The sequence below is a fragment of the Catenuloplanes japonicus genome (assembly GCF_000717135.1).
In the GTDB taxonomy this organism is placed as follows: Bacteria; Actinomycetota; Actinomycetes; order Mycobacteriales; family Micromonosporaceae; genus Catenuloplanes; species Catenuloplanes japonicus.
This window is the reverse complement of record NZ_JNXY01000024.1, coordinates 1-25,602: the sequence shown is the minus strand read 5'-3', so window position 1 is coordinate 25,602 and position 25,602 is coordinate 1. Positions and strand designations below refer to the sequence as shown.

Below are 25,602 nucleotides of genomic sequence, written 5' to 3'. Positions count from 1 at the left end.
GGACGTGGCCGCCGGTGAACTGACCGCCCGGGTCGAGACCGCGCGCGGGCAGAGCCTGCTGCTGCGCGCCGGCGAGTTGCTGTCCCGCGCCGAGCCGTCCTCGCGCTGATCTGGGCGAACTCGCCCTGGCCGGGCTTGACGCTGCGCGCTAGGCTGACCAGAAGACGGATTCAGTCAGTCAGTCAAACCCTGAGGCAGTGATGGCCGGCACGAAGGCGACACAGGTCCTGGACGCGGCGGAAACGCTGCTGATGCGGTTCGGCTACCGCCGCACCACGATGGATGACGTCGCCCGCACCGCCGGCGTGGGCAAGGGCACCGTCTATCTCTACTGGCCCACCAAGTCGGAGCTGTTCGGCGCCGTTCTCACCCGGGAGACGACGCGTACGCTCGCCGAGCAACTCGCGGCGCTGAGGGCCGATCCCGCCGAGGCCCGGCTGCACCGGCTGATCCGTCACTCGTTCCTGCAGACCATGCGCCGCCCGCTGGCCCGGTCGTTCGCCGTCCAGGACCACGACGTGATGGGTGACCTGCTGACGACGGCCGGATCAGGCGCGGGCTTCCTGGCCGGCAAGGTCGACACCACGGTGCGGTACCTCACCGTCCTGCACCGGCACGGGCTGCTGACCGACGACCCGGTCACCGACCCGAGCGTGCTGCACCGGCTGTCCGCCGTCGTGCTCGGCAGCTTCCTCCTCGACACCACACCCGGCCTGTACGGTCTCGGCCTCGACGCGCAGGCCGACGCACTCGCCACCACCGTCCGCCGCGCCTTCGAACCCGCCACGGACCCGTCCGCGACGACGCTACGGGACGCCGCGGCAGAACTGATCGCACTGTGCGAGCGCTGGGAGGCGGACCTGGCTCGCACGTTGCCGGGCGTATGAACGCCCGAGACCCCCACCGGTGCACCGCGCAGAAGGGAACCCGCCGTGACACAGGTCAAAGTCGTGCTACCGGACGCCATGGAGACGTCGCTGATCATGTTGTACGGGCTGGCCATGGACGCCCGCGCCAACCCGTCGATCCTCGGTGACTCGATCGCCGCGCACGCCTGCGACCGGGTCGACTACGACTTCACCCGGCTCCGCTCGCCCCTCGTCTCGCCGAAAGACATGAGCGTCAAGGTCGCCGCGCGCGCCGCGTTCTTCGACGCCTGGACCAACGACTTCCTCGCGGCGCACGACGAGGCGACCGTGCTGCATCTGGGCGCGGGCCTGGACTCCCGGGTGTGGCGCATCGCCCCCGGGCCCGGCGTGCGGTGGTACGACATCGACCTTCCCGGCGTCGTCGACGCCCGACGCGACCTCTTTCCCGATCACGCGAACTATCAGCTGATCGCGGCATCCGTGACCGAGCCGGGCTGGCTGGACCGGATCCCGTCCCGGCCGCCCGTCCTGGTCATCGCCCAGGGCCTCACCATGTATCTGCCACCCGACGACGGGCGGGCATTCTTCCGCCGGATCACCGAGCACTTCGACCACGGCACCGTGATCCTCGATACCCACAGCAGGCTGGGCGTGCGGATGGTCAACGGCATGCTCAAACGCCAGTTCGGCGCGGCACTGCTGCGCTGGGCGATCGACGACCCCCGCGAACTCGAACGGGCCTGCCCGCGGCTGCGCTGCACCGACGTGGTCAGCGCCACCTCCCCGGCCGTCGTCGACGGGCTCCCCGCCGGCGCCGCGCCGCGCGGCTCCCGCTTCTTCGCACGCCTCGCCACGCTGATCCCCCCGATGCGTGACCTCAGCGCACACGTCCGGTACGAGTTCGGGACCGGCCCGGCCGTCACGTCCTGAGCATGGCGGCGTCGTACGTCTTCCGGTGCGTGTATCTGCGCACGGAAGACGTGAGGCGAAGTCGGACAGTGGCAGCCCGTGGCGTACCGCGACGGGGCTTTCCTGCATTCATTACACGATCGGGCGGAGACGGTCTACGCTCTCCCCACAGGTCGTAGCGCGGAGGAGTGCCGGGAAGTCTGGTCGGCGCGGGAGCGCGTGTGCGTACGATCCGACGGCCTTCGGGTGTGTTCCTCGCCGGGGCGGCTGCCCCGCTCGTGCTGCTGGGCGGTCTGCTCGCCGACGGGGTGACCCGCGCCGGCTATGCGCCGATCCGTCATGGTGTGAGCCAGCTGACGCTCGGAGATCGTGGCGGGACGGCGCGGCTGCTGTTCGTCGTGTGCGGTGCGCTGCTGACCATGGCGGCGCTGACCGGAGCCCGGCGCCGGCGGTACGGGCCTCGGTGGCAGTGGCGTCTGCTGGTCCTGACCGGGGCCGGTCTGATGCTTGCCGGTCTGTTTCCCACCGACCCCGCGCTGGGATACCCACCGGGCGCTCTCGACGGTGTCAGTATGTCCGGAGTGGTGCATCAGGTCGGTGGCACGATGCTGTTCGGCGGTGTGACGGCGGCGGCCGTCGTAGCGGGCCGGTCGGCGCGGCGGCGGGGAGAACGACGGTGGGCGACGGTCTGCTTCACCGTGGCGTGCGCGACGGCAGGCCTTGCCTGCGCGGCCGGAGTGGTGTTCCGGCTGATGCAGCGGGACATCGTCGGCCGTGGACCCGCAGGACTGCTGGAGCTGCTGTCGATGGGCTGCGGGCTGTGCTGGGTCGCCGGCGTGATGGTGCATGATCCATCGCCGCAGGCCCGGATCCCGGGGTGACGGCGGGAAGGACGGTGCACCGCTGTCGTCATCGGACTGTCATGATCCGGATCGGGCTTCGCCACACGGTTTGGCCGGCAATGTACCGGCAACACGGTGTTCATCAGCCATTGACATTGATTGAGCCGGATGGTTAGCGTGAGAGCGCTCTCGCGCATTGATGGCTCGCGTTGCTTGTCCAGGAAGAGCACTCCCGGTTGCCCCGGGTCGGGAGTGTCCGTCGTCCACTCGCCGTGCCCGGCCGCGGAGTCGCCCCAGGCATGGCGTCGATCCGTAATCCCCGACGGAGAGACGAGGCTCCCGACATGAAGATCAGGAATGCAGGTTTCGCGGACCGAGCGCTGTCACGCAGCCGGCGCCTCATGGTCCTCCTCACCGCGGCCGTCACTGCACTGGCCGGCAGCGTGGTCATCCAGCAGCAGCCCGCATACGCCGCGTGGAACCTCGTGTGGGCCGACGAGTTCAACGGTTCCGGCGCACCCAGCAGCGCCAACTGGAACTACAACGTCGGCAACGGCCTCAACCCCGGCCTCAATGCTTTCGACGGCTGGGGCAACGGCGAGTGGGAGTGGTACCGCCCCGAGAACTGCACGCAGTCCGGCGGCAACCTCGTGATGCGTGCCAACTGGCTCACGACGCCCCTCACGGTCAACGGCCGCAACTTCTACCAGACGTCGTGCCGGATGACGACGGACACGAAGAGGTCCTTCCAGTACGGCCGCATCGAGGCGCGCATGGCGCTCCCGACCGCCACCGGCTCGTGGCCGGCTTTCTGGATGCTCGGTGACGCGTGCGACGAGACGTCCACGAGCGCCTACAACCCGGCGCAGACCTACTACGACCGCCTGCCCACCAACTGGGCCAGTTGCGGCGAGGTCGACATCATGGAACACGCGAACGCGAACGCCACCGTGACGAACAACATCTTCTGGGATCTCCGGACCGGCGTGTTCCCGTGGACAGCGGGTCAGAACGCCAACTACGCCGCGAACCCCGCCGTCAACAACGCCGCGGCCTTCCACGTCTATGCGATCGAGTGGACAGCCGCGCAGATCCGCTGGTACGTCGACGGCGTGCAAACGCACGTGATCGACACGACACCGGCGACCTTGGAGGAGTTCCGCAAGCCGTTCCATGTCATCTTCAACCTGGCGCTGGGCGGAACGTACCCCGGACAGAACCCCGTGCAGAGCCAGTTCCCGCTCACCGCATCGATCGACTACGTGCGTTACTACCAGGACAGATGAGGCACGACGCCCGCGCACGAGCTGGTGGCCGGCGTCCTGCCGTGGTCGGTGCCGGCCCGGCCGTGCCGGGAGGCGGCCGGGATCGCGGCACGCCGGGGCTTCCGCGGGCACGCCCGGGATCTCGCGCGCCGAGTCAGCGGAACCCGGTCAGCGTCAGCAGGACGTGACCGGCCGCGGTCAGCGGGAGGGCGAGCAGCAGCGCGAGCCCGCGCTGCGACCAGGACCGGCCTGCCAGCAGGGTGAGCACCACCCCGGAAACGATCAGGATCGCGGCGTACGCGATGAGGTCCGGGGTGTCGTAGGACGGGTTGCCGATCCGCATGATCTGCATCGTGGCCTCGGCGAACAGCACCGCGCCCGGCACGGCGACGGCGGCCGTGCGCAGCGGGCCGTCGGTGCGCGCGAGCACGCCGGCCGCGCCGAAGACGGCGCCGGCCACGACGCCCAGCCCCATCCAGAGCAGTGCGGCCGCGCCGTACATGTTCGCCGGGTCGTCGTGCTGGATCAGCGTGGCCGCGAGGTAGTAGCTCGGCACCGCCACGACCAGGCAGACGATCGCGCCGGCGATGCCGGCCGCCGCCGTCCACCGGTTACGGAAGGTGAGCAGGAACGCCACCACGGCCCAGACGGCGATGGAGTTGCCCAGCCCGCCGAACGGGAACGGCACGTACTTGATCCATATGAAGTCGAGGGTGCCCAGGAGCACGCCCGCGACTGGAGCCACCACGGCCACGTTCCGTCTGATCGCCACGATCGCTGATTCTAGGAACCGGACTCCTCCCGCGGATCCGGCCGTGGACGGAGCGCGCGGACCGGTGATCCGCCGAAAGGCAGACCGTCCGCCGCCGGTGCTAGTCCCGGTGGCGGAGGCGGCGGCGGGAGTTCCGATCGCCGGGGGAGGGCGGGGCGCCCGCGGACGCGAACACTGGGCGTGACGCTCCAGAAAGCAGGTTCCGTTGTTCGCACATCTCTCCGGCCGCGCCACCGCGGCCGTCTTCGTCGTGCTCGTCCTCGCCGTGTCCGCGGGTACGGCCACCGTCGCCGGCGGGCTGATCCTGGCCCTGTCGCCCCTGCTGGTCACGCTTGTGATGATGCTCGTCGTGACCCGGGACGGATATTCCCGCGCCGGCTGGCGGTGGCTCGGACTGCCCCGGCCTGGGCTGCGATTCTGGCCGGCGGCGGTGCTCACGACCGCGGGCGTGTCGCTGCTGGCCGCCGGCGCGGTGGTCGCGCTGGGGCTGGCCCGGTTCACGCCGCCGGGCGGGGAGTGGGCCGTCGACCTGCTCGTGCTGTGCATGACCGGGCCGGTGCTGGCCTTCGCCGAGGAGATCGGCTGGCGCGGCTACCTGCAACCCCGGCTGGACTTCCTCGGCGAGCGGGCGGCGATGCTGGCCGTCGGGCTGGTCTGGGCGGCGTGGCACCTGCCGTACATCGTGCTCACCCCGCACTACCACGCGGACGGGGCGCGGTGGCTGGTCCTCCCGCTGTTCACCGGCTCGGTGATCGCCTTCTCGTTCCTGGCCGGGCGGTTGCGGTCGGCGTCCGGCAGCGTGTGGCCGGCGGTGCTGGCTCACTTCGCGCACAACGCCTCGCTCGCGATGCTTGGCACGCATGTCGTCGCGACGGATCACCCGGTCCTGGTCAACGAGTATCTGACCGGGGACACCGGCCTGTTCGTGCTGCTCGGCACGGCCGCGTGCGCGGCGCTGCCGTGGCTCAGCCGGGCTACGACATCGTCTGCGCGGCGATGACGGCCTGCACCCGGTCACGCAGCTCGAGCTTGCGGAGCACCGCGCCGAGGTGGGTCTTGACCGTCGACTCCGCCACGCACAGCCGGGCCGCGATCTCCGCGTTGGTCAGGCCGAGACCGACCGCGGCCAGGATCTCCCGTTCCCGCCGGGTGAGCCGGTGCAGGCCGGCGGGGCGCGCCGGCCGGGGCGCCGGCGGCGGCGCGGCCAGCAGGAACGAGTCGATCAGCCGGCGGACCAGGCGGGGCGCGACCGGCGCGTCGCCGGCCGCCGCGGCCCGGACGGCCGCCACCAGCTCGGCGGCACCCGCGTCCTTGAGCAGGTAGCCGGCCGCGCCCGCCCGGAGCGCGGCGACCAGCAGGTCATCCGCGTCGAAGGTGGTCAGCATGACGACGCGCGGCGGGTCCGGCACGGCCATCAGCCGCCGGGTGGCGGTGACGCCGTCCATGCCCGGCATGCGGATGTCCATGAGGACGACGTCGGCGCGCGAACCGGGGTCGCGCAGCCGGTCGATCGCCGTCTGCGCGTCCCCGGCCGCGCCGACGACGTGCAGGTCCGGCGCGCTGTCCAGGATCAGCGCGAACCCGGTGCGCACAAGTTCCTGATCGTCGACGAGGAACACCCGGATGCTCATCGGTGGCGCTCCGGTCCGGCGCGGGCGGGCGTACCCGCGAAGGCTCGTGGAATGTCGATCTCGACGGCGAACCCGTGTCCCGGCCGGGGACCGGCGGTCAGCGTCCCGTCCAGGACGTGGAGCCGGTCGCGCAGGCCGGTCAGCCCGTGACCCGGGGGCGCGGGTGCCGACGGTCCCGCGCCATCGTCCTCGATCCGCGACACGACGGCGTCACCGCGACGGGCGACGGTCAGCCGGGCCGTGGCCCCGGGGCCGGCGTGCTTGAGAACGTTCGTCAGCGCCTCGCGGATCGTGCGGAACACCGCGAGGCGTACCGGTGCGGGAAGGTCGTCGAACCAGGCGGGCACGCGCCCGTGGACCGGGAGCCCGGCGGCGCGGACCGCGTCGATCAGCTGTCGCGCGTCCCGCCGGCCGACGGTGGGGTCGTCGGCGAGGTCCGGCCGGTGCAGCATCTCGATGACGCCGCGCACGTCGGCCAGCGCCGAGCGGGCCGTGCCGGCGATGGTGGCCAGGACCGCGCCGGCGTCGGCCGGGGCGTGCGCGCCCGCATCGGCCTGCACGATCACGACGGTGAGCGAGTGCGCCACGATGTCGTGGATCTCCGCCGCGGCCGCCGTCCGCTCCCGCAGGCGGCGGTCACGCTCCAGGCTTATCCGCGCTTCGTGCAGCGCGTGCCGGTTGGTGCGGCCGCCGCGCACCAGCTCCCCGATCACCCAGATCAGCACCGCGCAGATTGCGAGCGTCACGCCGATGACCAGCGCGTTGCGCAGGTACTGCGGCGGCGTGCTCCACCGCAGGCCGCCGGCCAGGCAGCCGGTCACGGCAGACCCCAGAGCCAGCAGGCGTACGCGTGCCGACATCACCCGCGCGGCCACCGTGTAGACGACGATCGCCTGGGCGGCGTTGGCGGGCAGCGGGATCGGCACGACCAGCAGCTGCACGGCGAAGATCACGGCCGACCATCCCAGCACCGCGGCCGGGAACCGTCGCCGGACCGCCAGCGGGACGATCGTGGCGGTGGCCACGGCCAGGCCGGTCACGCCCGCGACCAGGGCGCTGGACAGGCCGAAGACCAGCCAGACCAGGCCGGTGAACAGCACGTCCAGCAGCACCGGCCGCCGGCGTGCCCACCGGTCGGCGCGGGCCGCGAGGAACGTGTGCTGCTCCACGGTCTCTCCATCACGGTACGGCTGGCCGGGCCATGATCCCGGAGGGCCGCATCAGCCTAGGTCCGGCCGGCGCCGGTTCTCTCCCCGATCAGCGCCAACATGCCCATCCGGACTTCCGCGATCTCCTCGGTGCAGAGCAGACCGAGGAGATCGGGGTCGTCGCGGCCAGGGCGGCGTGGTGGGGTAGGCGACGGGCCGGCCGGGGTGTCGGCCGGCCCGTGGCGAACGTGTCTCAGTTGCCCCAGAAGATGTAGTTGGCGTTGTAGGGGACGCTGGTCTTCTGGCCGTCGGTGCAGGCAGTGGACGGGGCCACGCCTCCGAAGGTGTTCATTCGCTGGATGTGGGTCACCGTGCTGAGGAATCCCGTTCCGGTGTGGGTCTTCACCTCGAGCAGTAGCTCGGGGATCGCGCCGGGGACCGGTGAATTGGCTACCGGGGCGGCGGTGATCAGGGAGCCGTCCGAGGTGGACTGCCAGCTCGGCCCGCCGAAGTGGTGGATCTTGCGGTTGGCGCCGTCGTAGAGTTCGGCCTCGGGGGTCGAGGAGCCGGTGAAGGTGCCGCCGGAGCAGGTGTAGGTCTGGGTGCCGTTGCCGACCACGAACTGGCCGATGATGGTGAGGCCGGCCGGTGGCTGGAGCGACGGGCCTTCGGCGGCGGAGGCCTGGTAGGTGACCGCGGAGACGCCTGCCGCGACAACGGCGGCTGCAACGAAGGCCATCTTCCGCTTCGGTGTGCGCATGCGTATGGGTACGTACTGCCGGCTTCGATGGATCAACCGCGTGCCCCATGAACGGCGATTTTTCGTAGAGCGTCGCCGTATCCATGGCTGGGCCGCCGGCCCGCCGGGCCTCCCCGGTGGTGCCGGCGCGCAGGTATGAACGCGGCCCGTCCGGTACGCCACCACCCGGACCGGGCGCGAGGACGGGACGGCACCCGGCGACCGCTCAGGCCGGCTGCGGGCCGTACGCCGCCGTGAACGTCTCCAGCGCGGCCGCCGCGATCTGTTCCTGCTGATCGGTGCGAACGATCCGGAGGCGATGCGCCGGCACACCGACGAGTGCCGCCGGACGGCCACTCGGTTCGCCGCCGATCCGTCGCAGCAGATCGCCCGGCTCTCCGGTACCGAGCTGTGCGACCTGGTGACCGGCGCCGACCACCTCTTCGTCAACGACCATGAACCGGCGCTACTGCGCGACAAGACCGGCTGGACCCAGGAACTCCTGCTGGAACGGGTCGGCACCCTCGTCGTCACGCACGGCGCCGCCGGTGCCAGCCCCATCCGGGCCGGCATCGACGCGCTCCAGGTCCCCGCCGTGCCGGACGTGGACGTGGTCGACCCGACCGGCGGCGGCGACGCCTTCCGCGCCGGATATCCGGCCGGCCTCGCGCACCGGCTCCTCCCGGAACGCGCCGCACAGCTCGGCTGCGCGCTGGCCTCGGTGGTCCTGGAGACCGTAGGGACCCAGGAATGCCGGATAGAGCCGCGCGATCTCGTCTCCCGGCCCGGCTTCACCTACGGCCGCCGCTGCGTCGACGAGATCGCGCCACTCATCGCGTGGTCCACCACGGGCGGCCCATGACCGGCACCCGGATCTGCTCGCTGCCCGACCGTCCTGGTCTCAGGGACGGCAGGGCCGGGCAGGTTCCGTGACCGACGGCGGAACCGGTCGGAGTGCCGGCTGGGGGCCGAGGAGAGCGCGAGTGCTAGAGAACCAGGTCCTCCGCTTTCGCGGAGGCTCCCGAATCGAACGGAATAGAAGGAAGCACTCGCATGGCCTCGGCCCGCGCCGATTACTCAAGGATCAGCCTACTGAGCCGGTCCAGTGCATTAAGCCTTACTCGGGGATCAGCTCGCCGAGCCGGTCCAGCGTGTAGGCGTCGGAGCCCTCCGGCAGGCCGTCGGGGGCGGTGAGGCCGAGGAACGTGACCGGCGCGTCGGGCAGGCGGCCGTCCCACGGGTGGACCTCGGTGCCGGCCGCCGACCAGAGGTCGACGAGGTAGGACACGGTGAGATAGCGTCGCGCGGCGATCGCCCGTACCCTGTCGGCGGTGGTGAATGTGGTGTCCTCCACCTGGTTGAATGCGGGCCGGCCGGCCAGGTGGAGGTGCGTCCAGAGCGCCTGCCAGCCGTGCTCGCCGCGGGCGAACACCACCGGAAGCGCGGTCCGGCCGGCACCGCGCATCTGTGAGCGGGCCCGCACGGTCCGCGGGTCGAACGGGGCGCCCCGCTGGTCCTCGGCACGGGTCTGGTAGCCGAACATCGACTCCGCCACGTCGTCGAACGACTCGCCGGCGTAGATGTGGACCTGCGGCACCACGTAGCCGTCGCCGCCGGTCAGCGGCACGTCGATGAACTCGGTGGCGCCGTCCTCTGCCTCGGTGATGTCGCCGGAGTGCGTGATGCCGGCGTGGTGGAAGTTCGTCCAGGAGACCTGGCCGGTGGCGTGGAACGTGTCGTCGAGCAGCAGCACGGACAGGTCGTAGTCGGTGCGGCGTTCGCGCTGCCGCCAGTACGTGAAGAAGCGCAGCAGCTCGCCGTCGACCCGCGCCCGGGACCCGCGCGGCAGCACCCCGAAACCTGACTCGGTGGCCTTGCCGGACAGCGGCAGCGCCACGTCCAGCACGTCCGGGTCGACGAGCAGCGGGCGCTCGGGCGTCATCAGCCGGGCGCCGATCTCCGCGTCGAGGCGTGCCGTCAGGTCCGTGACCAGCGCGGCGGGCAGCGGCGGGCGCGTGTCCGGACCGACCCAGGAGCGTCGCGCACGGCTGGCGTACATCCGGGCAGGTTCGGGCGCCAGACGGTTGCCGACGTGCTCCCGCAGCGAGCAGAGCACCCGCCCGGATGCGGTGCCGAGCGCGCCGAGCACCGCGTCGGTCACGGCGCCGCGCTCGTCCGCGGAGGCCTGGCGCAGCAGCCGGTCCGCGGAGCGCAGGAGCAGACCGGGCGCGGCGGACAGCACGGTCGCGGCCTTCCCGACCGCGCCTTCCCGCATCGCGGCCTCCGCGCGACCGGCGATGCCGGGGACGCGGCGCTCGCCGCGCGCGACCGTGAACACCTCGTGCGCGTGCGGCCACTGGGCGTGCTCGTGCGGGTGCAGGCGCTCGCCGAGCCGCTTCCACCGCTCCGCGTACGCCCCGACGTCGCCGAGCTTGGCCGGGCTCGCGGCCACGACCTCGTGCAGCGCGGCCAGCAGCACCCGGCGCTCCCGGCGGGGAAAGGCCCGGAACCGCGTGGGTACGGCCAGCGACACGTCGCCGCCGGAGACCTGGCAGGCCAGGCGCAGCACGTCGGTGACGGTGTCCACCGCGACCAGCGGGCGGCCGAGGACCAGGCGGACGCCGTTGAGCACGGCACGGTTCTCCCGCACCGGGATCGCGTCCGGCTGGGTGCCGTCCGCGCAGAGCACCGCGAGTTCGCCGAGGAGCGCCAGGTCCGCCTCGCCGAGCGGCGTGGTGCTGCCGGCCAGCGACAGGTAGAGCCGCTCCGCCTCCACGTCGGCGGCGTCGCCGAGGTGCAGCACGGTCAGCCGGTCCCCGGCGGAGGCGATCAGTGCATCGTGGACGGACAGCATCTCCGCGTACGTGTGCCGGTAGGTGCCGTACCCCGGCAGCTCCAGCAGGTTGATGCCGGTGAGGTCGTGTGGCGCGTCGGCGCCGCTGAGCACGGCCGCGCGCAGCCGTTCCAGCCAGAACTCCACCGTGTCCGGCACGCCGTCCGGGAAACCGATGAAGTAAGCGTTGTGCTGCACGTGGTCGCCGACCAGCTCGCGCACCGCGGACACCACGGTGGAGGCGAGGTCCATCGCCGGCCCGTGCGCCAGCGCGCCGACGTGCGCCAGCAGCGCCTGCGACGCGGAGAAGCCGGCGTCGAGCAGCGCCGCGTCCAGCTGGCGGGCCACCGCCGTGCCGTCGCCGGCCTCACCGGTGCTCGCGGGCACCCGGAGGGTCTTCTGGATGATCAGCTTCTCGAGCACGAGGCCCTCCTCACGGGCGGTGGCGAAGTGGGCCGCCGGGGACTCGAACCCCGAACCATTCGGTGAAATTGGAGAAGGAAGCGCATCCATGGCCGCCGAGGCGGAGTGCCGACGCGCTAAACCAGTCCGAATGCTCTACCAGTTGAGCTAGCGACCCGATGTCGATCATCACACGTGCCTGATGGGCCGGTCCAACGAGTTTCGGCGGCCTACGGACCCGTATGGATGAATCGGCTCCAAGCACTCGGATTCCGCGGGTAGTCCTTGCGCAGGCGGATCAGCACCTCGTGCAGCGCGGTCGCCGCGCCGGACGCGTCGTGCAGCGTCCCGCCGTGCCGCAGCCGTGCGTAGAGGCGCTTGGCGACGATCCGGGCGATGCCGTCGCCGACGCTCCACTGAGTGCCCACGACGTGGCGCCAGCCCGCATGGTGCATGGCCGCGGACAGGGTGATCACCTCGTCGAGCGCGGCCACGCCGCCGGTCGCGGTCTTGCAGGCGGAGAGGAACGCGAACTCGCCGCCCGGCCACTGCCGTCCGGCCAGATCGGCGACGGTGACGAGACCGGCGTCGCGCCAGTCGTGGGGGAGCAGGCCGCCGTCCGCGGGGAAGTCCAGGTTCTGCGTGCCGTGGCAGGACACGTGCAGCCAGCGGTGCCTGGCCAGCTCGGTCAGGACCGAGTGCCGGGTGGCCGCCGGGCCGCGCAGCACCGTGGTCGCCTCGCCGGCGAGCAGGCCGGCCTCGGCGGCGGCTCCGGGCAGCGGGCTCTGCCCGGGTGTGTCGGGCAGCGCGATCACCAGCAGGTGCTCCGGGGCGGCCGCCGCCGTGGTGCGCGATCGTGTCTCGGCGAGCGCCCGCAGCGTGGGCGTGTAGGAGGAGACCACGCGGTCCAGCACCGACTCGCCGGTGCCGTGATGCCCGGCCGCGTGCAGTGGCAGCAGCGTGAGCGGGCCGGTCGGACACCACCAGAGCCGGGATGCGGTGACCGTGTCCAGGATCGGCGCTACGACGCGATCCCACAGCCATTCGAGAGTGGACGTCACGGCCTGCTCCAGCGCGGGCCCGCCCGTCAGGCCGTGCAGATAGTCGTTGGCCTGTGCGATCACCTCATGGTCGCGCAGGTCCGGCAGCGGGATCACCCGCACTCCGCCGGCCGTGAGGACCAGCGCGTCACAGCGCCACGCGCTGATCACGATCGACACCACCGGCCCGTCGTCCTGGCCGGGCAGCAGCGTGTCCAGCGCCGGCGGCAGGAGGAAGCGCGACGGCCGGGGAAACCGGTCGGTGGGCGCCAGCGCGCGTGCTTTCGTGACGAGCGCGTCGAAGCGTTGCGAGGCGCGTAGCCGGGCCGGGAGATCCTGGACCGCGTCCGGGCCGTCCAGCAGCCGCCGGCACTCGTCCAGGCCGTCCGCGAGCTCCGCGTCCACCGAGCGGAGGCCGGACAGGTCGCCGCGCATGCCGGACAGCTGGGTCCAGAACACGCCCCGGCCCGCTTCCAGTAGTTCGACGGCCAGCTCGGGCCGGCCGGCCGCGATCGCGCAGGCGGCGCCGTCGCGCCCCAGGGAGGCGGCGTGGCGGGTCAGCAGGTGATGCTGGTCGGCGTGGTGCAGGCCGGGCCAGGCCAGCAGCGGGAGCATCCGGATCGCCTCGACGTACGGCTCGAGCGCGGCCTCGGGGCCCCGGTAGCGCGCGGTCGTGTCCGCGTACTGGCGGGCCGCGAGGATGCGGGCGCTCACCGGCACGGCCACCGCACGTGCCGCGGTTCGCCAACCGGTGAGCGCGTCGTCGAGGTCGGTCTCGTCCCCGGCGTGCGCGAACCGTGCGCGCAGCTGCGTGCTCAGGTTCGACAGGTAGCCGGACCGGTGCGGGTGGCTCGGCCCGGCCGCGTCGACCGCCCGCCGCGCGAAGACGATCGCCTCGTCGAGGTCGGCCGTGACCCGGGCCCGGGTGAAACGGAAGTACAGCGCGCCCCCGAGGTTGGTCATGACGTTGGTGGCCGCCGGGTCACCGGGCCGGAGCGTGGTGGCGGCCGTGCGGGCTGCCTCGATGCCGTCGTCCAGGTCCCGTTGGTCGTCCGTCTCCTCGAAGCGGCGGATCAGGGTCATGGCGAGGTTCGCGTACCGCGAGGCACGCTCGGGGTCGGCTTCCGAGGTGTCGGCGAGCGCGCGGCGGGCGACCTCGACCGCCTCGTCCAGATGGGTCCGTGCGTCGCCGCGCTCGGCCTGGCGTTCGAGCAGCAGGGCCAGGTTCGATCGCCGTCCGCCGAGGTCCGGGTCCCCGTCCGGGGTCGCGGCCACGGCCTCGCGGGTTATCCGGATGGCCTCCCGCAGGTCGTCGGCCGTGCCGAGATGAGCGGCTCGCAGGGAGAGCGCGTGCCCCAGGTTGGACAGCAACCCGGCCTGGTTCGGGCCGTTGTCCGAGCCAGCGGCCGCCGCCTCCGTCCCGGCCGCGATCGCGTCGTTGAGGTCGGCGAGGTCGCCGCGGTGCTCGTACCGGCGGGTCAGGGCGCCGGCCAGCCGCCCGAGCGTGAGGACACGGTCGGCCGGATCCTGCGCGGCGCTGGTCGCGGCCTCGACGGCCAGGTCAAGGTCGGCGCCGTCTCCCTGGCGTTCGAACCGGTTGCGGAGCAGTTCCGCCAGGTCGGACAGCAGCGCGGTGGTGCCGGAACCGCGCAGCCGCTCCAGGCGGATGCCGATCGCCTCGTCAAGGTTGTCGATGAGCCCTCCCGGACTCCGGTCCCGGCAGGCGCGCAGCGTGTCGTCGAAGCCCGCCACCAGGTCGGCCCGCGACGGGTGGCCGGCCGGCGTCCGTGCGACCGCCTCCCGTCCCAGCGCCGCCGCCTCGGTGAGCTCCGCGTCCGAGCTCCGGAGAACGCCCCGCACCCGCAGCGCGACGCCCAGATTCGACAGCATGACCGCGCGCACGGGGTCATCGTCGCCGGTGGCGTCGACGGCCGCCCGCAGCAGCCCGATGCCCGGTTCCATGGCATCGGCGTCGCGCGCGGCCACGGCCGGTTGAAGCAGCGCCGCGGCCTCCTCGGCCAGCGCCCACGGATCCGCGGGCACGAGATGCCGGAACGGCTGCGGCACCAGGTCCGGGTCGGCCCGTGCGATCAGGCCGAACAGCGTCCGGGCCGCGTGCAGCTCCGCCTCGTCGCCGTTCGCGAGGTGGCGGTACCAGTGGATCTGCCCGGCGAAGAGTGCGACGTCGAACGGTAGCCCGCCCTCCGGTGTGGTGGCGGCCGCGACCAGCTCCCGCAGCTCGGTGTGCGTCCGCGCGGACAGCAACTCCTCGTCGTCGTCCCGCGCGTACGCCTGCATCCGTTCCACCAGAATCGTGAGCAGTTCGGCGGGGGTGTGCGTGGTCATGACGTCGTGTCTACTGAAGACGGTTCCGGAACGGGATCCGTCCAACGGATTCCGCGTGTGCCGGAGTGTCGTAGGTGGCTGATACCTTCCGTTGATGCCGGTGATTGCGATTTCGGACGAGGCTACGGGTGCGGCGAAGACGCCGGCCTGGGCGCTGGAGATCTTCGAGGAGACGGTGCGGCTGGATGAGCTGATCCGGCGCCGGATCTTCCAGGAGGTCGCCGAGTCGGGGACCCGGGCGGATCCGGAGGAGCGGACCCGGGTGACGCTGGAGGCGTTCGGGCGCAACGGGTTCGTGGTGCTGGTGGATGACCGGCAGGTGACGGAGCTGGATGAGGTGATCCACCTGCGGGCGGGGACGCGGGTCACGTTCCTCAAGCTGGTGCCGCTGGTGGGTGGCTGAGATGAGCACGTTCGACGCGGCAGCGCTCATGCGGCTGGTGGCCGGCAGCATCCGGATCATGCAGGAGGACGGCCGCCGGTGCGAGGCGGACAGCAGCGAGCTGCGGCAGTTCACCCAGCATGCGGCCATGGTCTGCGGGTGGGCGCCGGCCGGCACGGGTGCCGCGCTGCTCGCCGCGCTCGCGGACCCGGACGGGCCGTACCCGTTGGTGCCCGTGCAGCGTGAGGTGCTGCCCGAGGTCGTGCGGCAGGGGGAGCGGCTCATCGCGGCGGTGACGGCGCTGGAAGGGGCCGGCGCGGATCACGCCGAGCGGGTGGCCGCGGCGGAGACGGTGACCGGTTTCCTGGACGCCGGCATCGTGAGCAGCGCCTACTACCCGCACGGCGATCAGTGGTTCGCGGCCGCGGACGCCATGCGGTCGCGGGCCCGGGAGGTGCTGCGCGCCCAGCCGCGTGACGTGCGGCAGACGCTGTTCGACGCCTGGACGGTCGTGGACCGCACCGGCTACTTCGGCCGGGAGTCGCTGAGTGTGCTGATCAGCAGCCTGCTGGAGGCCGGCGGTGTGAACGGCCGGGACTGGCTGGACCGGATCGGCCCGTTCTTCGAGCTGTACGTCGGCGACTGGACGTGGCCGGTCATCGACGCGGAGTACGCCGCAGGCCGGCCGCACCCGTGGGGGCTGGCCACCTGGCGGCGGATGACCATCGCGTCCTGGAAGACCGACACCGCCGCGTCGCTGTGGCCGGTGCCGAGCCCGGGGGAGCCGTGGGCCGACCGTGCGATCGCGGAGGTCGAGGCGATGCCGGCGGAGCGGCGGGCGGCCTGGCACGCGCTGCTCACCCACTGTGTGCCGGACAAGGACCAGGCGAAGCCGTCGGCGGCCTGGACGAAGCAGGCGCGCGTGCTGCTGAACGCGGTCGGCGCCGGGGACTTCGCGGCGCGGCTCGACGGCTGGCTCGGGCTGGCCGGCGCGCCACGGTCCGGGCCGGCCCGGACCGTGGCGGACCACTGGGAGTGCAGCTTCGGCGAGGCCTCGCCGCGGATGCCGGACCGGTACAACGTGCGGCTGCTGTCCGGGCTGCTGTGGGTGCGGGCGCTGTGCCCGCCGTCCGAGGACCAGGTGCGCCACCTCGGCCAGCTCGCGGAGAGGGCCACCCGCAAGATCTCCGGGCACGGGCCGGCCAGCCCGAAGCTGGCGAACGCGGCGGTCGCGGCGCTGGCCGGCGCGGACCATCCGGCCGCGGTGGCGCAGCTGGCCCGGCTGGCGTCGCGGTTGACGTACAAGAGCACGCTGCACCTGGTCGAGCGCGGGCTGGACGCGCGCGCGACCGCGCTCGGCATCGGTCGGGAGGACGTCGAGGAGATGGCGCTGCCCGGGTACGGCCTGCCGCTGGCGGACAAGCTCGGCGACTGCGCCTACGAGGTGGAGATCCGGGGCACGGAGGCCACGGTGACCTGGCACAACGCGGCCGGCAAGCAGGTGAGGGCGGCGCCGGCGCAGGTCCGGGCGGACCACCGCGAGGAGTTCAAGGAGCTGACCGCGACGGTCAAGGACATCGGTGCCACGCTGATCGCGACCCGCGACCGGCTGGACGGTCTGCTGCGGCGGGACCGGCGGTGGACCGTCGCACAGTGGCGCGAGCGGTTCCTGGATCACCCGCTCGCCCGTACCCTCGCGAGGCGGTTGATCTGGGTTGTCGACGGCGTGGCCGTCTGCTGGGGTGGCGAGGCGCTGCGCACCGTGGACGACGCCGTGATCGTGCCGGGGGACGACGCGGTCGTGCGGCTGTGGCATCCGGCCGGTGAGGATACGGCCGCGTGGCGCGCGTTCCTGCTCCGGCACGAGATCACGCAGCCGTTCAAGCAGGCGCATCGCGAGCAGTATCTGCTGACGGATGCGGAGCGGGCCACCGGCACGTACTCCAACCGGTTCGCGGCGCACGTGGTCCGGCAGCACCGGATGAACGCGCTGCTGGCGCGGCGAGGCTGGTCCTACGAGCAGTACCGCAACGACGCCTACTGGCGTGAGCCGCCGCGGCTGGCGCTGCCGGACCGGGGGCTGCGGGCCGAGCTGACCGTCGCCGGCGTCGACGAGCGCGACGACATGGTGTGGGACACGATGGCCACCGACCAGCTGCGGTTCATCACGGCCGACAACGAACCGGTGCCGCTGGAGCGGGTGCCGGCCGTGGTGCTCAGCGAGGTGATGCGTGACGTCGACCTGTTCGTGGCCGTCGCCGGCATCGGCAGCGACCCGAACTGGTTCGACGGCGGCCCGCACGGACGGCACCGCGACTACTGGGCGCGGACCAGCTTCGGTGAACTCACGCCGTCCGCGGAGACGCGCCGCGAGGTGCTGGCCGCGCTGGTGCCGAGGCTGGCGATCGCGGACCGGTGCACGCTGACCGACATGTTCCTGGAGGTGCGCGGTGACCTGCACACCTATCGCATCCACTGCGGATCCGGGAACATCCTGATCGCGCCGGACGACCGCTATCTCTGCATCATCCCGGAGTCCGCGAAACGGGCGGCGGAACCGGATCTGTACCTGCCGTTCGAGGGCGACAGCCGGCTCTCCGAGATCATCAGCAAGGCGCTGCTGCTGGCCGCGGACCGGAAGATCAAGGATCCGGTGATCCTCCGTCAGCTCTGAGGCGGCGCTGAAGCGGCGTTGAAACGGCGACGATGACCGGACTGTGAGCGGCCGGGGTTACGGTCGCCCGCATGAGGGTGATACCGCTGACGCTGGGGCCGGGCACGGATCTGAAGCAGGCGCTGCAGGCGGCCGTGCGCACCGAGGGGGTGCAGGCCGCGTGGCTGATGACCGGCGTGGGCAGCCTGCGCCGGATCGTGCTGCGGCTGGACGGGATCCACACGGCCGAGGGCGAGTTCGAGCTGATCTCCGCCTCGGGCACGCTGGCCCCGAACGGGATGCACGTCCACCTCGCGGTCGCCGACCCGCAGGGCGTGCTGCTCGGCGGCCACCTGATGGCCGGGTGCGTGGTGGCGGCGCAGGGCACGGTGGAGGTGGTGCTCGGCGCGGACGACGGCTGGCGGTTCAGCCGGGCGCGTGACCCGCGGACCGGCTTCGACGAGCTGTCCGCGGTGCCGGCCTGAGCGGCCGCACCACCGTCCCCCACACCTGTGCGACCGGCACGCAGCCGAAGTCGCGGGAGTCGACGCTGGCGGCGGCGTTGTCACCGAGCAGCGCCAGCATGCCCGCGGGGACGACGCCGCCGGCCGGCGCGGGATCGCCGGCCAGCCCGGCCACCCGCTTGATGATCCAGTCCATCGGCTGGCCCGGGGCCGCGACCAGCACGATCTCGCCGCGGCGGGGCCGCCGGTCGCGCCGCACCAGCACCCGGTCGCCGTCGCGCAAGGCCGGCTCCATGCTGGGGCCGTCGACGATCACGATCCGCAGACCCATCACGGTACGGCCTCCCGGTAGCCTTCCGCCTGACGGTCGAACAGCCGCGCGTAGTGGCCGCCGGCCCGCACCAGGTCGCCGTGAGCGCCGCGCTCGACCACCACGCCGCCGTCGAGCACCACGATCCGGTCCGCGTCGCGCAGCGCGGAGAGGCGATGGGAGACCAGCACGCTGGTACGCCCCCGCCGGTGCCGGCGCAGCGTCTCGTGGACCTCGTGCTCGGCCTCCGCGTCCAGGCCCGCGTTCGGCTCGTCGCAGACCAGCAGGTCACAGTCGGCGCGCAGCAGGCCGCGGGCGAGCGCGACCCGCTGCCACTGCCCGCCGGAGAGCACCACGCCGGTGGCCGCGCCGCCCTCGTCCTGGTCGGCCCGGAACAGCCTGGTCAGCTGCGTGTCGTAGCCGCGGGGCAGCGCGGCGAGCATGTCGTGCGCGCCCGCGGTGGTGGCGGCCGTGGTGATCCTGGCCCGGTCGTCCAGCGCGTCGGCGTCGCCGAGGCCGACGTTGTCGGCCGCGGACAGCTCGTAGCAGGCGAAGTCCTGGAACACCGCGCCGATCCGGGCCCGCAGCGTGGCCGGGTCGAGCGTGGTGAGGTCCACGCCGTCCCACAGGATCGTGCCGCGCGTCGGGTCGTAGAACCGGCACAGCAGCTTCACGATCGTGGACTTCCCGGCGCCGTTGCGGCCGACCAGCGCCACGGACTCGCCGTACGGGATCGTGATCGTCACGCCGCGCAGCACCCACGGATGGTCCGGCGAGTACCGGAACCACACGTCCCGCAGCTCGATGCCGCGACGCAGCGGCCCGGCGGCGGCCGCGTCCGGGGCGACCGGCAGGTCCGGCCCGGCCGTGACCACGTCCTGGTGGTGGCGGAACAGCAGCAGGTGCTGGTGGGCGGCCGCGACCTGGGTGACCAGCACACCGAGCGCGGCCTGCACGCCAGCGACCGCACCGGCGAACATGGCGATGTCGCCGACCGTGAGCCGATGCGCGCCGGCCGCGGTGACCGCCCAGAACAGGCCCGCGCCGGTGACGGTCGCGCCGAGCAGCGACAGCAGGCTCTGGGTGCGCAGCTCACGGCCGTCGACGTCGCGCAGCGCCCGGTCCGCGGCCCGGCGCTCGGCCAGCATCCGGGCCCGCAGCAGGCCGCCGGTGCCGAACAGCCGGATCTCCTTCGCGGCCTCGACCGTGGACAGCAGGCTCATGTAGAGGTACTCGCGGCGCTCCACCGGGCCGATCCGCAGGAACGTGCCGGCCCGGCGGCGGGCGATCGCGAGCTGCGCGGCGAGCGCGGGCGCGGCGGCCAGCACCACCACGCCGGCCATCACCGGGCTGATCACCACCAGCGAACCGAGGAAGCCGGCCAGCGCCAGGCCGCCGCCGGCCAGCGCGATCGCGCCGTCCAGGACACCGTTCGGACTGGACGCGCCGGCGCGCTGGGCCAGCCGCAGCCGGTCCACCGACGCCGGGTCCTCGAACGGGCCCAGCCCGACGAACCGGTCCACGGCACGGAACAGCTCGTCGCGGCTGCGCAGCCCGACCCGGCGCGACATCTCGGCCCGCACGTACCGGGTCAGCTGCGGGCAGACGGCGGTGAGCAGGCCGGCCGCGCCCAGCCCGGCCGCGTAGAGCGCGAGCCGTCCCGGACCGGCGCCGGTGGTGGCGAGCCCGTCGATGACCAGCTTCGTCAGCCAGGTCGCGGCGACCGGCGCGGCGGACCCGACCAGGCTCAGCGCCAGCAGCGCGAGCACGCCGGCCCGCGACGACCGCCAGGCCAGCGCGGCAGCCGCGGTCCCGGTGCGCAGGGCGGCGCGCACGTCACGCCTCGACGAGGATCGGGATCGCGGCCAGGTCGGAGTCCGCGGCCTCGATCCGGCCGTCCGCGCCGAGCAGCGCGAACGACGGATAGCCCCGTACCCCGAACGCGGTGGTCAGCGGCCCGCCCCGGGACTCCACCACCACCTGGGTGACCTCCCCGAGCACGTCGGCCAGCGCGGCGCCGTTGCCGTCCTTCTCGACGACCACCGCGAGGGTACGACCGCCGGGCGCCCGGACCGCGCGGGCCAGCAGCGCGGGCAGTTGCTCGTGGCAGCCGGCGCAGGTCGGGGACAGGAACGCGACCAGCACCGGCGCGGGCAGGTCGTCCCGGGTCAGCGGCGTGCCGTCGGTGGTGACGGACGTGAACGCGCTGACCGTCTCGCCGGCCGGGCGCATCACGTCCGGATCGCCGGCCAGCCGGTCCAGGATCACGGTGTGTTCGTTGAGCCGGCGCACCAGGCCGGCGGTGAGCAGCAGATTCAGCAGGATCAGCACTGCCAGGACGGTGACGATCACCCGTACCCCCGAAGGTGTGTGAAGAAAAGGCTCTTGAGGTCGTCGAGGCGGATCACGACGACCGCCGCGGCCGCCCCCAGCGTGGCCGCGACGAGAAGATCACCGGTCGGCGCCGCGTGCGCGCCGGCCAGCCCCGCGACCGCGGCCGCGGCGAGCACGGCGTTGCGGGCCACGTGGGCGGGTCCGGCCGGGCCGGACCCGGTGCCGAAGCAGCCGCACGGCTCCTGCACGGCCTGTCGCATCGCGACGAGCAGCACGCCGGTGAGCACGATCAGCAGGCCCAGGGACAGCACGAACCCGGCGGGAACCCGCCAGCCCGGACCGGCCGGGGCCAGCAGCAGCGCGGCGGTGGCGAACTCGGCCGCCACCGTGCCGGCCAGGGCCGCGCGGACGGGCAGGTCCCGTCCGGCGACCGCGGTGACGAACCGCCGGAAGTCCCGCCCGTCGCGGCACTTCTGGACGGCCGACACCGCGAAGACCACGCCGAGCAGCACCCTGGCCGCGACGACGACGAACGACATCACGCTCTCCTTCCGCCGTCGCCGCGGTGACGGGTCGTTGCTACTCGCACTCGTCGCAGTAGAGATGTCCGCCGTGCTTGCAGCACTCCTTGGGATTGCCGTTCGGGCACTCCAGCCACCAGCACAGACAGGCCGAGGCGCGGGCCTTCGGCACGATCAGGCCGAGTGCCCGATCGCCCAGCCCGGTCAGGATTTTCCGCATGTGTCACCCCCTCTTTCGGTCGACCGACGGTAACCAGGGCCGTTCACAACCTGGTCATAGTCGGTTCACACGGTGTCGCGGTCAGGTCCGACACGAGGTCGGCGGTGAGCGCGGTGACCAGGTCCGCCAGCGGCAGATCCGGCCGGACGATCGCGTGCGCGGCGGCTCGGGCCAGCGCGGCCGGCTGCCCTCCGGCCCAGGTGACGAGCGCGCGGGCCGCGTCCGGCTCGGCGGCGGTGCGGGCGGCGCCGAGCCGGAGCGTGAGCAGCTCCATCGCCTCCGCGGTGGTCAGCGGGCCGAGATGCACGGGCCGGGCACCCTCGGCGGCGATCAACGGCAGCAGCCGGTCGCGGCTGGTGATCACCGTCAGGCTGCCGGGCGCGCCCGGCAGCAGCGGGCGGACCTGCGCGGCGTCCCGGGCGTTGTCCAGAATCAACAGCATGCGACGGGGGTACGCCATGGTGCGGTACAACGCGGCCCGCGCGTCGGTCGCGGCCGGGATCAGCGCCTCCGGGATCCCGAACGCGTGCAGGAAACGGTTCAGGGCCTCGGCCGGTGCCACATCGGCCCGCCGGGAGCCGGCGCCACGCAGATCGATGTGGACCGTGCCGTCCGGGAAGTGAGCGGCGGCCCGGTGCGCCCAGTGGCCGGCCAGCGCGGACTTGCCGCTGCCCGGCTCCCCGGACAGCACCGCGACGGTCGCGGCGGGCGGTCTGTTGCCCGCGTGCCGGTCGCCTGCCGGTCTGCCGGTTATCGACCGGTGGCCCGCCGGTCCGTTACCCGCGGGCCGGTCATCTGTCGGCCGGTCGCTCGCCGGGCCGTCGGCCGTGGGATCGTCGCTGGCCGGGCCGTCGGCCGGGAGGAGTGCGTCGAGTGCGGCGCGTGCGGCGGCACGGCCGGCGAGGACCGGCAGCGCGGGCGGCAACTGCGCCGGCGGCGGCAGCACGGCGGGGGAGGCGGGCGCGGGCCGGTGCAGCATCGGATCCTGCCGCAGGATCGCGGTCGCCAGGTCGCGCACCCGCCGATGCGGATCGATGCCCAGCTCGGTGCGCAGAACCAGGCACAGCCGGCGGTACGCGGCCAGCGCGTCCGCCTGCCGCCCGGCCAGGTAGCAGGCCAGCATCAGCTGCCGGTGCAGCTCCTCGTCGAGCGGCGCGTCCGCGGCCAGGCGCTCCAGCTCCGGCACCAGGTAGGCGTGGCCGCCGAGCGCGAGCCGGCACTCGATCACGTCCCGGACCGCGGTCGCCCGCGCCTCGTTCAGGCTGCGGCACAGCCGGTCGCGGGTCTCCGGTGGTCCGGTCCCGGCCAGCGCGGGGCCGGACCACATGCCGAGCGCCTCACCGAGGATCGCCAGCCGGTCGCCCGGTGCGGCGGTCGCGCGGGCCAGCTCCAGCAGGCCGAGGAACCGCCGCGCGTCGACCCGGGCGGGGTCGGCGCGCAGCACGTACCCGCTGCCCTTGGTCTCGATCGTGATCGTGGAGTCGCCGAGCGCGGCACGCAGCCGGGACACGTCGACCTGGATCGCATGCCGTGCCGTTCGCGGCGCGTCGCCGGGCCAGTTCAGCCCGACCAGGCGGTCGATCGGCACCAGCCGGTTCGCCTCCAGCGCGAGAACGGCCAGGACCAGCCGCGACCGGCGCGGACCGAGGTCCACCGACCGGCCGCGGGCCGTCACCTCCACCGGGCCGAGCAGCCGGATGCTCATCCGCGGTGGATCACGTGAGGGGTGGTCTCCGGCGCGACGCCGTCCCAGCCGACCGCCCACAGCGCGCCGGTCCCGGGCACCGCGGTCGCGCCGCCCAGCGCGGACGCCACCTCACCGTCCAGGATCTCCTCGGTCGGGACAGGGATCGTGTCGTCCCTGGTGAAGGCCGTGCCGTCCCAGTGCTCGACGTGGTCGGCCTCGCGCTTGGCCACGTTGCTGTCGTAGCCGAAGACCCAGACGTCGTCCGCGGCCAGCGCCACCACCGCGGTCAGCTCCGCCCCGTCGCCCGCGGTCGGCACGGCCTGCACACCCTTCGCGGTCACGTGCAGCACCACCGGGTGGCAGATCTCGAAGCCGGCCTCGGTCAGGCAGGTGCTGCCGGCCGCCCACACGTCCTTCGCGGACACCGAGGTGATGTCCTCCAGAACCGTGCCCTCCGGCGGTGTCCCGGTCGCGGGCAGCGGGAACCGCTTCCAGGCCGTGCCGTCCCAGTGCACGATCAGGCCGGTCCGTCGCCCGTCGCGCCCGACCGCGGTGCCGGCCGCCCACACGTCGTCCGACGCGCGCGCGTGCACGGCGTGCAGCTCGCTCTGGGTGAACGCGTCGAACTCGGCGGGGAGCGTGACCTTCACCCAGCGGCCGCCGGTCCAGCGCTGGATCAGCGCCTGCGGTGGCAGGCCGCCGACCGCGGCGCCGCCGACGGCCCAGCCGTCCGACGAGGAGAACATGTCGATGTCGAACAGCTCGCTGACGTCGTCGATCCCGGTCGTCGACGGGCTGGAGATCGCGGCCCAGCCGGTCTTGTAGAATATGATCATCGTGGTGGTCACCGGGCCGTCCGGTGAGGTCGTGTGCGCGCTTCCGGCGGCCCAGGCGGTGCCGTCCGGGAGCGCGTCCACCGCGTGCAGCGTGTGCGTGGTGAACGGCTTCGGCACCGGCAGCGCGGTGTCCGTCCACGCCTGCCCGTTCCAGCGGGCGGCGAGCGGCTGGATGCCGGGCCAGGCCTCGCCGACCGTCCAGATCGCGGTCGGGGAGGCGGCGGCGACGTCGTGCAGCGTCGCACCCGTCGCGCCGGGCGGGACCGGCACATCCGGTCCCAGCTCCCAGACCGGTGCGACGGTGCCGGTCCACGGCGCCAACGCCAGGACGATCACGCTCGTCAGTCCGATGTGCACAGGTGCTCCTCTCAGAGTGTCAACCTGTGCCATCGTGACGGCGAACATGCTGGTAGCGCCGCTTTCCGGAGCCCGCATCTTCCTGTGGGGGGCACCCAAATTCCGTGGCGGTTCGCCGCGCCTTCGATGTCAGGGGCCAGTGGCGTGGCGTGCGGTCAACGGGTGCTCTGCGCCCGAAATTTCGATGAGCAGCGGGCCGCGGGTGAGATCGCGTTCGCGGCCGGGCACCCCGAGGAGCGGATCGCGCTGCAGGCCGGCGTCGGGCGGGGGCCCGGCGATCGTGGCCGCGCCAGTCAGACGCCGAAGGCTCAGTAGCTGACCTGTCCAAAGGTTCTGTTCGTAACCGGCGGTACCGAAGCGACGAAGGTCGGCGCTGGCTCTGGTCAGCGCCCCGGGGCCGCTCGGAGTTGGCGACAGGACTTCTGACCAGGTGCTTGCTGAACTTTCGTGGTCAGGGTTCAGCTCGGCACGATCGCGTGCATGCTCCGCAGGGTCCAGTACCGCGCCCGAAATTTCATGAAATAGCTGGCCGAGCGCGATGGCCCGTGCCGCTCGCGCGGTCCGTGGAAGATCGTTGTTGCGCTCACTGCTCTTTGAACCCGCCGGAAGAGACAGTGAGCGCAACAACGATCTCTACCGGTCTCCGCCCTGTCGACGATATGCCGAAATTTCGGGCGCAATGCGCCGGGTGGTGGTCTCCGGGCCTGGCGATGGTCTCCGAGCCGGGTGGCCGCTCCGAGCCGGGTGGCCGCTCCGGGCCGGGTGGCCGCTCCGGGCCTGGCGATGGTCTCCGGGCCGGGTGACCGTCTCCGGGCCCGGTCGCCGCCGTCGGGCCGTTATGGGCCGTCTCACTACTGGCCAGCGCCATCGAGGTCGTGAGACGGCCGGCCTCGCCACCGCTATTTCACAAAATTTCGGTGCATAGCACCCCTGCGGCCGGTCAGGATCCGGCACCGCGTCGACGCCCTGCCGGAAAGGATCATTCGGTGCCGCAAAGACCAGGTCAACTCCGGCTGTTGACCTGGTCTTTGCGGCACCGAAT

The 25,602-nt window shown here is 72.9% G+C and carries 23 protein-coding genes and 1 tRNA gene; 10 read left to right on the top strand and 14 right to left on the bottom strand.

The genetic code is table 11. From position 1 onward, the window contains the following. The first annotated feature begins 200 nt into the window (after positions 1–200). From OP04_RS29250 to OP04_RS29235, 4 genes are all read left to right on the top strand, one after another. A complete protein-coding gene (locus OP04_RS29250) occupies positions 201–887 on the top strand; it encodes a TetR/AcrR family transcriptional regulator (protein ID WP_033343105.1) in 687 nt (228 codons plus the stop codon). Positions 888–932: 45 nt separating this feature from the next. Next, complete coding sequence (locus OP04_RS29245; RefSeq protein ID WP_051799307.1) at positions 933–1,799, top strand: class I SAM-dependent methyltransferase; 867 nt, start codon at positions 933–935, stop codon at positions 1,797–1,799. Between the two features lie 227 nt (positions 1,800–2,026). Further along, positions 2,027–2,659, top strand: coding sequence for a DUF998 domain-containing protein (locus tag OP04_RS50265; RefSeq protein WP_051799306.1), 633 nt, complete (start codon positions 2,027–2,029; stop codon positions 2,657–2,659). Between the two features lie 305 nt (positions 2,660–2,964). Continuing rightward, positions 2,965–3,906 carry a glycoside hydrolase family 16 protein gene (locus tag OP04_RS29235; protein ID WP_051799305.1) on the top strand — a complete coding sequence of 314 codons (942 nt, stop codon included), beginning with the start codon at positions 2,965–2,967 and terminating at the stop codon, positions 3,904–3,906. Between the two features lie 133 nt (positions 3,907–4,039). Here OP04_RS29235 and OP04_RS29230 read toward each other — a convergent pair whose 3' ends face one another. Further along, entirely contained in the window at positions 4,040–4,657 is a 618-nt protein-coding gene (locus OP04_RS29230) for a DUF6518 family protein (protein WP_033343104.1), read from the bottom strand. A gap of 205 nt (positions 4,658–4,862) precedes the next feature. Between OP04_RS29230 and OP04_RS50260 the strand changes: the two genes are divergently transcribed. After that, the gene (locus OP04_RS50260) at positions 4,863–5,657 is read left to right on the top strand and encodes a CPBP family intramembrane glutamic endopeptidase (RefSeq protein ID WP_051799304.1); all 795 of its coding nucleotides are present in this window, start codon (positions 4,863–4,865) and stop codon (positions 5,655–5,657) included. Here OP04_RS50260 and OP04_RS29220 read toward each other — a convergent pair. From OP04_RS29220 to OP04_RS29210, 3 genes are all read right to left on the bottom strand, one after another. Next, the gene (locus OP04_RS29220; protein WP_033343103.1) at positions 5,632–6,288 is read right to left on the bottom strand and encodes a response regulator transcription factor; all 657 of its coding nucleotides are present in this window, start codon (positions 6,286–6,288) and stop codon (positions 5,632–5,634) included. The genes OP04_RS50260 and OP04_RS29220 overlap by 26 nt on opposite strands. Then, positions 6,285–7,457 carry a sensor histidine kinase gene (locus OP04_RS29215; RefSeq protein ID WP_033343102.1) on the bottom strand — a complete coding sequence of 391 codons (1,173 nt, stop codon included), beginning with the start codon at positions 7,455–7,457 and terminating at the stop codon, positions 6,285–6,287. The genes OP04_RS29220 and OP04_RS29215 overlap by 4 nt, the downstream gene beginning before the upstream one ends. 232 nt (positions 7,458–7,689) lie before the next feature. After that, positions 7,690–8,175 carry a DUF3455 domain-containing protein gene (locus OP04_RS29210; protein ID WP_232323778.1) on the bottom strand — a complete coding sequence of 162 codons (486 nt, stop codon included), beginning with the start codon at positions 8,173–8,175 and terminating at the stop codon, positions 7,690–7,692. A gap of 319 nt (positions 8,176–8,494) precedes the next feature. Here OP04_RS29210 and OP04_RS29205 point away from each other — a divergent pair, with 319 nt between their 5' ends. Then, positions 8,495–9,037, top strand: coding sequence for a PfkB family carbohydrate kinase (locus tag OP04_RS29205; protein ID WP_051799303.1), 543 nt, complete (start codon positions 8,495–8,497; stop codon positions 9,035–9,037). Positions 9,038–9,292: 255 nt separating this feature from the next. Here OP04_RS29205 and OP04_RS29200 read toward each other — a convergent pair whose 3' ends face one another. The 3 genes from OP04_RS29200 to OP04_RS29195 all read right to left on the bottom strand — a co-directional run bounded on the left by OP04_RS29200 (position 9,293) and on the right by OP04_RS29195 (position 14,796). Then, positions 9,293–11,431 carry a TerD family protein gene (locus OP04_RS29200; RefSeq protein ID WP_033343100.1) on the bottom strand — a complete coding sequence of 713 codons (2,139 nt, stop codon included), beginning with the start codon at positions 11,429–11,431 and terminating at the stop codon, positions 9,293–9,295. A gap of 28 nt (positions 11,432–11,459) precedes the next feature. Further along, positions 11,460–11,588: transfer RNA gene (locus OP04_RS53705), tRNA-OTHER, on the bottom strand. Positions 11,589–11,640: 52 nt separating this feature from the next. Then, positions 11,641–14,796, bottom strand: coding sequence for a CHAT domain-containing protein (locus tag OP04_RS29195; protein ID WP_033343099.1), 3,156 nt, complete (start codon positions 14,794–14,796; stop codon positions 11,641–11,643). Positions 14,797–14,890: 94 nt separating this feature from the next. Between OP04_RS29195 and OP04_RS29190 the strand changes: the two genes are divergently transcribed. The 3 genes from OP04_RS29190 (at position 14,891) to OP04_RS29180 (ending at position 18,316) form a co-directional block, all read left to right on the top strand. Beyond that, on the top strand, positions 14,891–15,199 hold the full coding sequence (locus OP04_RS29190; protein ID WP_033343098.1) for a hypothetical protein: 309 nt from the start codon (positions 14,891–14,893) through the stop codon (positions 15,197–15,199). 1 nt (position 15,200) lies between these two features. After that, positions 15,201–17,852, top strand: coding sequence for a DUF4132 domain-containing protein (locus OP04_RS29185; RefSeq protein ID WP_051799302.1), 2,652 nt, complete (start codon positions 15,201–15,203; stop codon positions 17,850–17,852). A gap of 71 nt (positions 17,853–17,923) precedes the next feature. After that, positions 17,924–18,316 (top strand): PPC domain-containing DNA-binding protein, encoded by a 393-nt coding sequence (locus OP04_RS29180; protein ID WP_033343097.1) that lies wholly within the window; start codon positions 17,924–17,926, stop codon positions 18,314–18,316. On the opposite strand, the gene OP04_RS29175 is transcribed toward OP04_RS29180, so the two are convergent. The 7 genes from OP04_RS29175 to OP04_RS29145 are packed head-to-tail and all read right to left on the bottom strand — an operon-like array spanning position 18,258 to position 24,560. Continuing rightward, a complete protein-coding gene (locus OP04_RS29175; protein WP_051799301.1) occupies positions 18,258–18,626 on the bottom strand; it encodes a S26 family signal peptidase in 369 nt (122 codons plus the stop codon). The two genes, OP04_RS29180 and OP04_RS29175, sit on opposite strands and share 59 nt — an antisense overlap. Next, positions 18,626–20,440, bottom strand: coding sequence for an ABC transporter ATP-binding protein (locus OP04_RS29170; protein WP_033343096.1), 1,815 nt, complete (start codon positions 20,438–20,440; stop codon positions 18,626–18,628). The genes OP04_RS29175 and OP04_RS29170 overlap by 1 nt, the downstream gene beginning before the upstream one ends. A 1-nt stretch (position 20,441) precedes the next feature. After that, positions 20,442–20,957: a TlpA family protein disulfide reductase gene (locus tag OP04_RS50255; protein WP_051799300.1), complete on the bottom strand. Its 516-nt coding sequence runs from the start codon at positions 20,955–20,957 to the stop codon at positions 20,442–20,444. Beyond that, on the bottom strand, positions 20,954–21,478 hold the full coding sequence (locus OP04_RS50250; protein WP_051799299.1) for a MauE/DoxX family redox-associated membrane protein: 525 nt from the start codon (positions 21,476–21,478) through the stop codon (positions 20,954–20,956). Before OP04_RS50250 ends, OP04_RS50255 begins: the two co-directional genes overlap by 4 nt. A 40-nt stretch (positions 21,479–21,518) precedes the next feature. Next, complete coding sequence (locus OP04_RS53700) at positions 21,519–21,680, bottom strand: hypothetical protein (protein ID WP_157240519.1); 162 nt, start codon at positions 21,678–21,680, stop codon at positions 21,519–21,521. Between the two features lie 43 nt (positions 21,681–21,723). Further along, positions 21,724–23,385, bottom strand: a complete 1,662-nt coding sequence (locus OP04_RS29150) for an AfsR/SARP family transcriptional regulator (protein WP_051799298.1) — start codon at positions 23,383–23,385, stop codon at positions 21,724–21,726. Beyond that, on the bottom strand, positions 23,382–24,560 hold the full coding sequence (locus OP04_RS29145) for a hypothetical protein (protein ID WP_033343095.1): 1,179 nt from the start codon (positions 24,558–24,560) through the stop codon (positions 23,382–23,384). The genes OP04_RS29150 and OP04_RS29145 overlap by 4 nt, the downstream gene beginning before the upstream one ends. 162 nt (positions 24,561–24,722) lie before the next feature. On the opposite strand from OP04_RS29145, the gene OP04_RS53695 reads away from it, so the two are divergent. After that, positions 24,723–24,875 carry a hypothetical protein gene (locus tag OP04_RS53695; RefSeq protein ID WP_157240517.1) on the top strand — a complete coding sequence of 51 codons (153 nt, stop codon included), beginning with the start codon at positions 24,723–24,725 and terminating at the stop codon, positions 24,873–24,875. The last annotated feature ends 727 nt before the right edge of the window (positions 24,876–25,602 follow it).

What these genes read in the sequence shown, in the direction of transcription:
- OP04_RS29205 (WP_051799303.1), top strand. Translation starts at nt 8,495, where the DNA reads ATGCGCCGGCACACCGACGAGTGCCGCCGGACGGCCACTCGGTTCGCC.
- OP04_RS29175 (WP_051799301.1), bottom strand. Translation starts at nt 18,626, where the DNA reads ATGGGTCTGCGGATCGTGATCGTCGACGGCCCCAGCATGGAGCCGGCC.
- OP04_RS29185 (WP_051799302.1), top strand. Translation starts at nt 15,201, where the DNA reads ATGAGCACGTTCGACGCGGCAGCGCTCATGCGGCTGGTGGCCGGCAGC.
- OP04_RS29235 (WP_051799305.1), top strand. Translation starts at nt 2,965, where the DNA reads ATGAAGATCAGGAATGCAGGTTTCGCGGACCGAGCGCTGTCACGCAGC.
- OP04_RS29190 (WP_033343098.1), top strand. Translation starts at nt 14,891, where the DNA reads ATGCCGGTGATTGCGATTTCGGACGAGGCTACGGGTGCGGCGAAGACG.
- OP04_RS29250 (WP_033343105.1), top strand. Translation starts at nt 201, where the DNA reads ATGGCCGGCACGAAGGCGACACAGGTCCTGGACGCGGCGGAAACGCTG.
- OP04_RS53700 (WP_157240519.1), bottom strand. Translation starts at nt 21,680, where the DNA reads ATGCGGAAAATCCTGACCGGGCTGGGCGATCGGGCACTCGGCCTGATC.
- OP04_RS29220 (WP_033343103.1), bottom strand. Translation starts at nt 6,288, where the DNA reads ATGAGCATCCGGGTGTTCCTCGTCGACGATCAGGAACTTGTGCGCACC.
- OP04_RS29180 (WP_033343097.1), top strand. Translation starts at nt 17,924, where the DNA reads ATGAGGGTGATACCGCTGACGCTGGGGCCGGGCACGGATCTGAAGCAG.
- OP04_RS50250 (WP_051799299.1), bottom strand. Translation starts at nt 21,478, where the DNA reads ATGTCGTTCGTCGTCGTCGCGGCCAGGGTGCTGCTCGGCGTGGTCTTC.
- OP04_RS29195 (WP_033343099.1), bottom strand. Translation starts at nt 14,796, where the DNA reads ATGACCACGCACACCCCCGCCGAACTGCTCACGATTCTGGTGGAACGG.
- OP04_RS29150 (WP_051799298.1), bottom strand. Translation starts at nt 23,385, where the DNA reads ATGAGCATCCGGCTGCTCGGCCCGGTGGAGGTGACGGCCCGCGGCCGG.
- OP04_RS29210 (WP_232323778.1), bottom strand. Translation starts at nt 8,175, where the DNA reads ATGGCCTTCGTTGCAGCCGCCGTTGTCGCGGCAGGCGTCTCCGCGGTC.